The sequence below is a fragment of the Thermosynechococcus vestitus BP-1 genome, from assembly GCF_000011345.1.
Lineage (GTDB): Bacteria > Cyanobacteriota > Cyanobacteriia > Thermosynechococcales > Thermosynechococcaceae > Thermosynechococcus > Thermosynechococcus vestitus.
Map to the genome: position 1 here is coordinate 2,525,299 of NC_004113.1, position 11,664 is coordinate 2,536,962.

The 11,664-nt window shown below is 53.8% G+C and carries 9 protein-coding genes; 4 read left to right on the forward strand and 5 right to left on the reverse strand.

What is annotated here, in order from left to right; genetic code table 11:
- Positions 1–6 precede the first annotated feature (6 nt).
- A complete protein-coding gene (gene dnaB, locus TLL_RS12270) occupies positions 7–1,356 on the forward strand; it encodes a replicative DNA helicase (protein WP_011058246.1) in 1,350 nt (449 codons plus the stop codon).
- Positions 1,357–1,458: 102 nt separating this feature from the next.
- Entirely contained in the window at positions 1,459–2,217 is a 759-nt protein-coding gene (locus TLL_RS12275; protein WP_164921043.1) for a ChaB family protein, read from the forward strand.
- 553 nt (positions 2,218–2,770) lie between these two features.
- Here the strand turns inward: TLL_RS12275 and TLL_RS12280 are convergent.
- The 3 genes from TLL_RS12280 to guaA form a co-directional block, all read right to left on the reverse strand.
- Positions 2,771–4,639 (reverse strand): hypothetical protein, encoded by a 1,869-nt coding sequence (locus TLL_RS12280; RefSeq protein ID WP_011058248.1) that lies wholly within the window; start codon positions 4,637–4,639, stop codon positions 2,771–2,773.
- 453 nt (positions 4,640–5,092) lie between these two features.
- Positions 5,093–5,434 carry a zinc ribbon domain-containing protein gene (locus tag TLL_RS13615; RefSeq protein WP_011058249.1) on the reverse strand — a complete coding sequence of 114 codons (342 nt, stop codon included), beginning with the start codon at positions 5,432–5,434 and terminating at the stop codon, positions 5,093–5,095.
- A gap of 150 nt (positions 5,435–5,584) precedes the next feature.
- Positions 5,585–7,192, reverse strand: a complete 1,608-nt coding sequence (guaA, locus tag TLL_RS12290) for a glutamine-hydrolyzing GMP synthase (protein WP_011058250.1) — start codon at positions 7,190–7,192, stop codon at positions 5,585–5,587.
- 241 nt (positions 7,193–7,433) lie between these two features.
- Here guaA and TLL_RS12295 point away from each other — a divergent pair, with 241 nt between their 5' ends.
- A complete protein-coding gene (locus tag TLL_RS12295; RefSeq protein ID WP_164921045.1) occupies positions 7,434–8,513 on the forward strand; it encodes an Mrp/NBP35 family ATP-binding protein in 1,080 nt (359 codons plus the stop codon).
- On the forward strand, positions 8,510–8,986 hold the full coding sequence (lspA, locus tag TLL_RS12300; protein ID WP_011058252.1) for a signal peptidase II: 477 nt from the start codon (positions 8,510–8,512) through the stop codon (positions 8,984–8,986). Before TLL_RS12295 ends, lspA begins: the two co-directional genes overlap by 4 nt.
- Here the strand turns inward: lspA and TLL_RS12305 are convergent.
- On the reverse strand, positions 8,983–9,714 hold the full coding sequence (locus tag TLL_RS12305; RefSeq protein ID WP_011058253.1) for a metallophosphoesterase family protein: 732 nt from the start codon (positions 9,712–9,714) through the stop codon (positions 8,983–8,985). The two genes, lspA and TLL_RS12305, sit on opposite strands and share 4 nt — an antisense overlap.
- 11 nt (positions 9,715–9,725) lie before the next feature.
- Entirely contained in the window at positions 9,726–11,387 is a 1,662-nt protein-coding gene (locus TLL_RS12310; protein WP_164921046.1) for a DUF3370 domain-containing protein, read from the reverse strand.
- Positions 11,388–11,664: the final 277 nt, after the last annotated feature.

An 11,664-nucleotide genomic window follows, 5' to 3' on the forward strand; every position in this document is an offset into this window, starting at 1 on the left:
TCCCTGATGGTTCAGGAGCCAAGTTTTCAGCCCGATAGCCAACTGATTCCCCCCCAGAACCTCGAGGCGGAAGAGTGGATCTTGGGGGGTATTCTCTTAGATCCGGAAGCCATCAACCGTGTGGTGGATATTTTGCCAGTTGAGGCCTTTTACCTCAGTGCCCACCGCGAGATCTATCGGGCAGCGGTTTCCCTCCATAGTCGCAGCAATCCCACGGATCTGCTGTGTGTGACCGCCTGGCTACAGGATCAGGGGTTATTGGAGCGAGTTGGGGGGCACAGGAAGCTGGCAGAACTGGTGGAGCGCACCGTCAGTGCCATCAATATTGATCGCTACGCTCTTTTGGTCAAGGAAAAATACCTGCGCCGGAAGCTGATTGAAGCCGGCACCCATGTGGTGAAGCTGGGCTATGATAACAGCCTCCCGTTGGATGTGATCTTGGATCAGGCCGAGCAACAAATCTTTAGCGTGACTCAGGATCGGATTCAGCAGGGGTTGACCCACACTAATGAGATTCTTATCCATACGTTTACAGAATTGGACAAGCGGGTGGAGGGCAATATTCAGCCAGGTCTATTCTGCAATTTTTATGATCTGGACAACATCACCCAAGGCTTCCAGCGATCGGATTTGATTATTATTGCGGGTCGTCCTTCAATGGGTAAGACAGCGATCGCCCTGCAAATTGCCCGTCGCATTGCTGAAATTCACAATCTGGCGGTGGCCATCTACAGCCTTGAAATGTCGAAGGAGCAACTGGTTCAACGCCTCCTCGCCAGTGAAGCTCGCATTGACACCAACTATTTACGGGCGGGGCGCATTAGCCAACACCAGTGGGAACCCCTAAGTCGGGCGCTCGGGATTCTCTCGCAACTGCCCATCTACATTGACGACACTCCTAACCCCACCCTTGGACAAATTCGCTCTACTGCCCGCCGGCTCCACGCCGAGCATCCCAACGGCCTCGGCCTTATTTTGATTGACTACCTACAACTGATGGGCGGTGAAGAAACCAGCGAAGGCCGGGTTCAAGAACTCTCCAAAATTACCCGCTCTCTCAAAGGACTGGCGCGGGAACTCAATGTCCCCGTCATTGCTCTCTCCCAACTCAGCCGCAGTGTAGAATCGCGGCAAAACAAGCGTCCCTTAATGTCAGACCTGCGGGAATCGGGATCGATTGAACAGGATGCTGACCTCGTCATTCTGCTGTACCGCGATGAATATTACAACCCCGACACCCCCGATCGCGGGATTTGTGAACTCCTGATTGCCAAACACCGCAATGGCCCTGTGGGCACAGTGAAGCTGCTCTTTGACCCCCAATACACCCGCTTTGAAAACCTTGCCCGCGATTAGTCAAGGGGGGACAGTGTTCTGCTTTTTCCCCACGGAGGTTCGGTGTCAACGGGATTGACGCCTATCTATACTGGGGGCAAGTTCCGATGGAGAAAATACTCTATGAGTACTGCCTTTACCCAACCAGCAACTAAATGTGTCTCCGCCACGTTCCAGGAGGAGGCCAAAGTCAAAGAAGCGATCGAACGGCTTTTAAATCGCGGTGTCCCTAAAGAAAATATCTCTATCATTGGTCGCAATTTTCAGTCTGAAGCCCGTATTAGTGGATTTATTACTAAGAAAGATATTATTTTAGATGGCGTCACCACTGGCGCACTCTACGGCTCTATCTTTGGTTCACTGCTGAGTCTGTTGACGGGGGTTGGTGTTCTTTTCATTCCCTTTATTGGGGTTGTTGCTGCTGCTGGACCGTTGGCTGCTGCTCTGTTGGGGGCTACAAGTGGCGCCCTCTACGGTGCCCTAGGAGCTGGGCTAGGATCGGCGCTGATCTCCCTAGGCATGCCCCAGGACAAAGCGGCCATTTACCAAATGCGGGTACAGGCGGGTGAATTTTTGCTAGTTGTAGAAGTCCCTGAGGAAAAAGCAGGGGAGATCTTTCTCCTATTGCAATCCGCTGGTGGTCAAGAGGCGGCAATCACGGAGATGCAAATTCCGCGTCAACCTGAGGGGCAGTTGTCTGGTCCAGAGGACATTTCCCCAGAGGTGCGCGCAGATCTCTCGGAGGCAGCGCAGTCTCAATTTGTCACAGCCTATAATGAGGCGCTGAAGGAGTCCAATGATGAAAAAAATGCCCTGATTAAGGCTTGGGAACACATCAAGCGCCTCTTCCAACGGAATGAGAAGGGAATCTATGGCAGCTAGGCAGTAGGATGATGCCGTCCTGATGGACTGATGAGCTAGTCTAAGACGCCCCTGGAGGCTGGTGGATCAGTACACCAGCTTTTATAGCTATTGCGGTAAAGAATCAGACGTTGTTCAGATAATGGCAAATCACTTCATGAGTAGAACTCTTTGACCGTGCATAGATCCGCGCTCGCTTCAGCGCACTGATTAAACCCGCATCGGAATGGACTGCAACGTCTGCCGCTAAGGCCTGCCAATCGAGTTTCCAAGAACGATGGGGAACAAGGGTGGGCGCTCAGTTGTCCCCCTTAGCTGGTGATGGATAGTGGCGCGACTCACCTGGAAAATTTGAGTGGCTTCACTGATTTTATTACCTTGCCGGCCATAGGAGAAAACGCATTCTCGTCAGTCCAAGCCATCCCTCACGTTCTTTGAGAATATGCATGACTGTAATTTATTTCTCTTTCTAATGTGTCACTCCCTGTCGAAATAGCTATATCCTGTGTCCTCAGGCTGAGAATGACCGTCCCTGAGACAGGGGAGGATGTGAAGGGTACTGGCTCTAGTTATCTTACTGCCGTGATCCGCCAAATAACCAATGGAGATTGACCCCTACCCCTGGCGACTCCTGACCGACGAGGCCTGAATTGGGAATACTGCTGCCGACTGCCGTTGAGCCATAGAGATCAATTCCCAGACCCCACTGGGGCACGACATAGCGCAATCCCGCACTGTAAACACCTGTTTGCCCATAGACAGGTGTGGCTTCGGCAATAAATTGGAGGTTGCGGATAACCTCAACATTGAGGCCGATCCCAACGCCACCCACCACTTTTTGAGCGGGAGTAAAAATCCCCAACTTGGGATTCAGGAGCAGTGCCACATTCTGAGTTGGTTCATACATAAAGGCCAGTTCCAAACCCCCTAGGGAACGACTAGTACCCCCTCCCTGCTGAATGCCACGATTAAATGAGCCTTGAAAGGCCAAAGAAAAGGGATCCCCTTGAGCTTGATCGAGGAAGCGCAACTTAGCTGCTAGGCCCAACTGCAAGTTACCGCTGTAGTTGCTGTTTTCGATAAGGGTTTCACCGCGTTCCCACTCTTCAATCGCAACAGCAAATTGGGCGTCGTAGGCCAGCCCAAAGCCCACCTGAAAACCGGTTCCTGTGCTGCCGCTATTACCCCGCAGGTACAGCATACCCGGATCGAGGGTACTGGGGGACGTAAGAGTCAGACCATTGAGGAGCAGTTGGCGATCGCGATCCGTGAGAGGTTGCCGCGGCCCACTGCGAAAACTGGGCAGAAAAGGAGGAGCAAAATCAGGTCCCATATTGGGGGTATAGCTTAATCCCGCCATGATGCCCACTTGATCGGCACCGGGCAAAAAAGCCAAGGTACGACTTGCAGGTGTTATCCCAAAGGCGTTGGTTGCTGCCAGATCAATACTCACTGAGGGGTTCACGAGGAAACGCACACCAGCACTCCACACAGGCAGGTTGACGATCGCGCCATTACTACTGCGCACGGCATTGCCCCCAGGCCCCACCGGCATATTCACATCGGCAAAGAGGTTAAAGCGAGGATGGGGTTGCCAACTGATGCCGGTGCCAAAGTTGACGTTGGTGCCGTAGAAGTGTGCCCCTCCGTTAAGGGTGTCGGGAAAGTAGGTGAGGTTTGGTGTCAAGTGCCACTGTAACTGGGGATTGAAGGTGTAGGTAAGGGGGGCTTGGAGTGAAGCAGCCACAGTCCATGTTCCTGTGGGTGCCGCCGCGGGCGTAAACAGAAAATTACTCGATCGCACCCGCACCGCTTCTAGGGAGCCAGCCACGGCTAGGGAGAGGTTTTGGCCACGATGTACTTGATATTTGAAACCGCCGGCGATCGCCCCAAACTGAAGGTCAGGTTGTAGCCCATTCACCAAGCGTCCCAAGGGGTCATCGTAGTAATTGCCACTAAAGCTCACTTGCAAACGATCATTGATTGCATAGTCAATGGAGCCGTAGAAAATTTGCAGACCGCCGCCGCCGCCAGCCACTTCGGGATCATAGTTGCGAATTCCCCCCCGCAGTTCAAGGGTTTGCTCGGGCAAGATATTGGCTGTCTCCAAGTTAAAGAGACGGGTGGGCGGACGCATTAAGGGGGGAATGCGATACTGGGGTTCTTCGGCAATGACCGGTCTCGGTGCCTGCTCAGCCACGGGAGGCAAAATGGGTTGCGCTAATTCCTCTGGAGCCGCTGGCTGCCACGGGCGATCGCCACTGGGTTCAGGAACAGCTTGCCACTGGGGGGGAGTTTCCGCCGTTGGTGCCACGTCAAAGGTTGGGTGAGTTGCTGGCCGAGCTTCAATTTGCCACTGGGGTGGACTCGATTGCGCCATTGCCCCTAGGGGCAGCCACACACCTACACTGAAGCTAAGGGCCAGCGTCCATTTGGTATTCATGCCACATCACTCCCACCACCATCTCTCCCAGTTAAACCGATCGCTCCCCCTGCTGGCAAATTGACTACCACTCTAAGATCAATCAGCACCTAAATCCAATGTAAATCAACATGCCGTAGTGACAACATGTACAACCTACCATCGTGTACAATATACCATGAACAATGCCATGACTCACTGAACGCGCTGCCCCCTCCCTCGCCGCGATGGTTCGCCCCTGTGACCAGCCTCCTCTCTTGCCAAACCGACCAGAAAGTGGTCGAGTACAACTTTTTTTTGATAGACTGATGATACTGGAGTGCTAAGGTGGGGGCAATGCCAGGTAGCGTTCAATGGGCCATCGAGCGCCGACTCTGCCGCCCGCAACCTTGCGGACCAGCGGATCATGCCGTTGAACCGGGAGGCACTCGATGCCTTGACTTTCTCCCCACACTTAAAGGTGGGGGATTCTTTTCACTGCCCGACGCTAACGCCCGGGACAGGACTACGCTGGATATGTGGCTTAAAAGGCACTCCAAAGGGGGGAGCCATAACCCCAACGACTGAACCCAAGTTCAGATACTTTCTGCGGATGTTGATGCTGCCTACCCCGTCCCTGTGGTATTTGAACCCACAATTGGTGCAATGGTAGTTTTTACCCTTCACCTTCTGACGGTGTAGGCAAACCGGGCATTCTTGCGAGGTGTATGCTTCATTTTGCAGGGTCGTTTTCATTGCCAACTTCTGAGCTTTGTAGCTCAACATTTGCCACACCCGTCCAGCCGCCCATTTTCGGACAACGTATGACATGGGCATCACTGAAGTTACAATAAAAGCCTAATACCTTTGTCAGAGGGTATGGGTATCCCCATGTCTAAAGCCAGGGGCATGTGCGACCCTCTCAGGCTCTCCCTAGTTGGTCAACAGTTTCAACAAGGGCTAAGAACTCCACTTTTAGGGGTAAGGTTACTCCCACTCAATGGTTCCCGGCGGCTTGGAGGTAATGTCATAGACCACCCGATTCACCCCCGGCACTTCGTTGACAATGCGGTTGGAAATTCGCTCCAGAAGGTCGTAGGGAACCCGTGCCCAGTCCGCGGTCATGCCATCTTCGCTGGTGACAAATCGCAGCACCACTGGATAAGCGTAGGTGCGCTGATCCCCCATGACCCCCACGGTGCGAATCGGCAGTAGTACCGCAAAGGCTTGCCAAAGCTCGTGATACATCTGGGCGCGGTTAATTTCCTGCCGCACAATCAGATCCGCATCCCGTAGAATCTCTAGACGTTCCGGGGTCACTTCCCCCAGAATCCGAATTGCTAAACCGGGACCGGGAAAGGGATGCCGCTGCACAATTTCTTCGGGTAGCCCCAGGGATCGCCCCACTTGGCGCACTTCATCCTTAAAGAGCTTGCGTAGGGGTTCCACCAGCTTAAAACGCAAGTTCTCCGGCAGGCCGCCAACATTGTGGTGGCTCTTAATTTTCACCGCTACGCGCTCACCCGTTTGGGGGTCAATGTTGGTATTCGCAGATTCAATGACATCGGGATAAAGGGTTCCCTGCGCTAAGTAGTCGAAGGGACCTAGCCGCTGTGATTCTTCTTCGAAAACGCGGATAAATTCATGGCCAATGCGTTTGCGCTTTTCTTCAGGATCGGTGACCCCCACCAGTTGGGCAAGGAAGCGATCGCGGGCATTGACGTACTCCACCTTGATGTGAAACTGCTCCTGAAAGAGCTTGAGGAGTCGCTCGGGCTCCCCTTTGCGCATAAACCCTTGGTCAATAAACATACAGGTGAGCTGATCGCCAATGGCACGGTGGAGCAAAAAGGCCAGCGTCGATGAATCTACCCCCCCCGACAGGGCAAGGAGGACCCGTTTGTCCCCCACTTTGGCTCGCACTTCCCGGATGGCCTCTTCAACAAAGGCAGCAGTTGTCCAAGTGGGTTCGCAATCGCAAATGTGATAGACAAAGTTGCGGATCAGGGCAATGCCCCCCACAGAATGCACCACCTCTGGGTGAAACTGAACTCCATAGAGTTTCCGCTCGGGATGGGCGATCGCTGCTATTGGCGTATTGTCGGTATGCGCCAAGACACGAAAACCGGGGGGCAACTCGGTGACACTATCGCCATGACTCATCCACATAATTGTTTCCTGCTCGACATTGGTGAGCAGATCTGTGGGGTCATCAATAAAAAGCGCCGCCTTGCCATACTCGCCGGCGATCGCTCGCTCTACCGTTCCCCCCAACTGTTGCACCATCAGTTGCATGCCGTAGCACACCCCAAGAATGGGAATCCCCAGGTTCCAAATCTCTGGATCGCATTGGGGGGCATTTTCGTCATAGACAGAGTTGGGGCCACCGGAGAGAATAATGCCCTTGGGTGCCAATTGGGCGAGTTGCTCAGCAGTGGTGCGATAGGAAATGACCTCGGAATAGACTTGGGTCTCACGAATACGGCGGGCAATCAGTTCCGAGTATTGCGACCCAAAATCGAGAATGACAATGAGTTGGCGTTGCAGGCCTTGGCCAGTGGCTGTATCCGGTTGGTGGAGGGTGGAGTGAGTCAACGTTGCAATCCTTCTGATCCCAAATCGCTTATAAATGGCTCCTACTTTCCAGAATACCGCCCTTTTCTAGAAATATCGCCTGGGGGAAGTGATTCTCGCCCACGGTGACTTTAGCTGTTTTCAGAGGGTTGATTTGTTAGCAGTGCAGGGGTATCGCTGCTGTTGGTGACGGGGGGAATTTGCCCAACATGCTACGATCGCTATCTAAGCTACTCCGTAGAGGTCAGTGATTCATTACCCCATGAGTGCCCCCCTAACCGTTGAATCTGTTTTAGCAGTACTGCGCCCCGTTGAAGATCCGGAACTGCGGCGATCGCTGGTGGAGTTGAACATGATCCGCGATGTTGCCATTGAGGATGGCACGGTTCGTTTTACCCTGGTGCTGACAACCCCCGCCTGCCCCCTCCGGGAGTTCATTGTCGAAGATTGCAAAAAGGCCGTCTTTACCCTGCCGGGGGTAATGGATGTGCAAGTGGCAGTAACCGCTGAAACGCCCCAGCAAAAAAGCTTGCCCGACCGTACCGATGTACCGGGGGTCAAAAACATTATTGCCGTCTCCAGTGGTAAAGGGGGGGTTGGCAAAAGCACCGTTGCTGTGAATCTAGCTCTGGCCCTTGCCCAAGCGGGGGCTACCGTCGGCATGATTGATGCGGATATCTATGGCCCCAATGTCCCCACAATGCTGGGGCTAGAGGAGGCCATTGTCGAAGTGCGCAAGGAAGCAGGAGGCGATCTTCTGGTACCCCCAGTGGCCCACGGCTTGAAAGTGGTCTCCATGGCCTTCCTGATTGATCGCGATCAGCCAGTCATTTGGCGCGGTCCCATGCTCAATGGCATTATTCGCCAATTTCTCTACCAAAGTGATTGGGGTGCATTGGACTATCTGATTGTGGATTTACCCCCCGGCACTGGGGATGCCCAACTCACCCTGGCTCAAGCGGTGCCCATGGCAGGTGTGGTGATCGTCACCACGCCCCAACCCGTTGCCCTTGGGGATGCGCGGCGGGGATTGCGGATGTTTCAGCAGTTGGGGGTAACGGTCCTGGGGTTAGTGGAAAATATGAGCTACTTTATTCCCCCTGATCTGCCCAATCGTCGCTATGACATTTTTGGCAGTGGCGGTGGCGAAGCCTTGGCAGCGGAAATGGGTGTGCCGCTTTTGGGACAGATACCCTTGGAATTGCCCGTGCGGGAAGGGGGGGATTTGGGTCAACCGATTCTAATTGCGGATCCGCAGTCTGCTGCTGCTCAAGCGCTGCGGGCGATCGCCCAACAGGTGGCAGCACGAGTCTCTGTGGCTGCCCTGAGCTCTGTGGGATGAGCAGTAGACACTTCAAGATCAAAAACTCCCTCTTTTGGTGGGTTGCTGGCCTCGCCTTAGCTAGCGATCGCCTGACCAAAGCATGGATTGTGGCCACCTATGCCCTCACAGTGCCGCCGCAAACAACGCCGATTATTCCCGGTGTCTTTCACATTACCTACGTTACGAATACTGGGGCAGCCTTTAGCCTCTTTGCCAATGGCAGCATCTGGTTGCGCTGGCTGTCTCTCATTGTCAGCTTGGGGCTGATCACTTGGGCAATTCTAGGTCCGCGGTTAGATCGCTGGCAGCAGGTGGGCTATGGTTGTTTACTGGGTGGCGCCTTGGGCAATGGCATTGATCGCTTTCTCACGGGTGAGGTGGTTGACTTCTTGGATTTTCGCTGGATTCAATTTCCCGTCTTTAATGTGGCAGATATTGCCATTAACATCGGCATTGTATGTCTTTTGTGGTCCGCGTGGCACCCACGCTAGCCCCTGCTCCAAGACAACTCTGCCAAATCGATGAGAAATCTGTCCAGTTCCCCCTGGCGAGTACCGCCGTAGAGCACATTCACTTGATAGACCCATTGATTGGTCCAGTCGAGGGCGGTCAGGTAGCCACTGCGCTGATGGTAAGCACCGGTTTCAATGTCTAGCCAACCGGCACCCCGCACAATTTGTCCTGCTTGAACACTGGGAAACGTAAAGGTAATGGTGTGTCCGATCACAATGGTTTTATCCGTAAAGTAGGGGCTAGGGTGAGCTAAAAAGGACTCGCGAATCCAGCAACACTCTTGATGAGTTTGCTGTTCTAGGGGCAGTGCCGGATTCAGCCCCGCATGGGCAATAAACACATTCCCTAAATCTTGATAGAGGGGCACTGTCTGCAGCCAATCCAAGTGTTCCCAAAGCAACTCTGTGGACGTATAGCTGGCAAGAGTCTTATCCCCACCACTTTGGGACCAAACTAAAAGTCGTGGCGGATTGATTTGTTTGCCCTCAAAGGTGAGAAGCATCATATCCTCATGGTTACCCCGTACGGCACCATAGCCACGCTGTCGCACCAATTCAACTACGGCGGCACTCTTGGGGCCTCGATCCACCAGGTCACCAAGGAAGTAGAGGCGATCGCTCCCTGTGGGTGAAACGAGATCCAGCAAACGGCACAGACCCTCGTAGTGACCATGCACATCCCCGATCAGGATCAGGCGACTGTCCACCGTGGTGACTCCTAGGGTGTAGGTGTGAGGGAGAGAGAATTAGCAGCGGCGGGCACTTGAGTGGTGTTCTCATAGCTAGGGCCAAGTAAGGTCGCCACTGTCAGCACTTGGGGTGGGGTTGCATCGGGCGGATAGAGTAGATCTACAGTAACATTCCTTTTTTCACCTGGACGCATATTTAACGTTACTAACGGTTCTCCCCGCTGACCCCGCCGCTGTACTAAATGAACATAGCGCTCTTGCATCTGTCCTAAATCATCTGTGAAGCGGAGGCGCACCGTTCCTCGGAAAAAGACTTCGGGGGCTGGCGGTTCCAAAAATTTGAGGACAACACTGCGGTGATCTTGCTTGATAGGCGTTTGCAGCGTTAGGACTACGGACTGCAACTGATGGCTATTGTTGACCAAGGGCAAGGTCAAACTATAGTGAACGCCGTAATTGCCGTGGGCATAGTAGGCAGTGTCTGGATAGCGTACCAACATGGGTGCACTTTGAATTTGACCGGTGCCAAGGGTGCCGCGGTGGAGCGTACTAATCCCATAGGAGATGGCTCGCCCCGGTGCAGGAATGGTTAAAGCTTGTCCATGGGTTTGGCTATCGGTGAGGGTGGCTTGCCAGCGAGAGCCTCGGCTGACACCGGCCACGCGGCCATAGAAGAAGCGACCAAACTGACTACTGTTGGGGGGAGTGGGTGGAATGTCGCGGGGGGTAACCAGTTGACCCCGATGGAGCATTGCCCACCATTCCTCTAGGGTGGGTGCCCGTTCAGTACCCTGCTCGTTCATGCGAGCAAACATTGACATTTGTGCCAGATAAATCGGGCCACTGCTTTCTAAGTACATCAGGGTTGAGCGGCCATTGGAGGAGGAGACATCACCAAACGGACTCGTATCGGGGATTAAGGGCAACTTGGGGCCAAATGAGCTATCGGCATTGAGGATAAACTCTGCACGAGCACGATTGAGTACCGCATTGGGAAATTGAGTGGGCAACGGCAGCGGCAGATTAGCCAGCATCCGCGCCTCGTAAGGGGGAATCGTGACCTGTGAGGGAAAGAAGGTCTGGCGTACTCCCCGCAGCACTTGGTTGGTGACTCGACTCCCAGGCCCTGAAAAAACAAAGCCCGTGGGGTTATCAACCATGGCGGGCAAATCGCGGAAAGGGGCATCTGGGGTACTTAAAAAACTAGCGGCTTGATGAAATCTCACCGTGACATAGCGATCCGTTGGGTTGTAGGCCAGTAGCCCTAGATAGAGGGTTGGCGTACTCACAGCCCGATTGGATTGGGTAATGTGGTGGGCAAAAACATCAAAGCGCCCCTCTAGGGGATAGTTCAGGTGAGCTGCTGGTTGCCATTTCCCTTGGGGTGGAAACGTCGAGAGGAGAATCCCCTCCGAGCGCACCATCTCGGGACTGTTGCTGTTAAAGACGGGCACATCGTCTAATTGGCCGGGGAGTGGACGAATGTCTTGGGGAAAGTAGGCAAAGTGGGGGGGGGTGACGTAGGCCGTTCCAGACGGTAGGGAAGGGACTTCAGGGGGTAGGACCTTGAGGGGTACGGCATTGGCTTGAACAACAACATTTGAGCGAGGCGAATACTCCTGTATGACCGTGGATGAATGTTGGGGTGGAGTTGCTAGAGCGGCTTGTGCCACAAGAATGGGAGCCAGCATATTCGATCCAAACCACAGCATTGCAGTGAGTGAGCAGTTCGCAAAAGTCAGGACAGGGTCATCGTTTCTGCCCAAAAGTTGCATTCCCAAAGTATAGCCTAGGTTTGTGGAAAATCCGCTCAAGAGCGCATAAAGCTTGCAGGATGAACATACCTCCAGTTTGGGTTGCTCCGCGTATAGCGCCCTAAACTGGGTTTCAAACTGCACCAAGGGCTGATTAGAAAGTGGTCTAGGCCAATTTTAGAGGGTTCAGTGACCCATCAGCACTGTACAAACT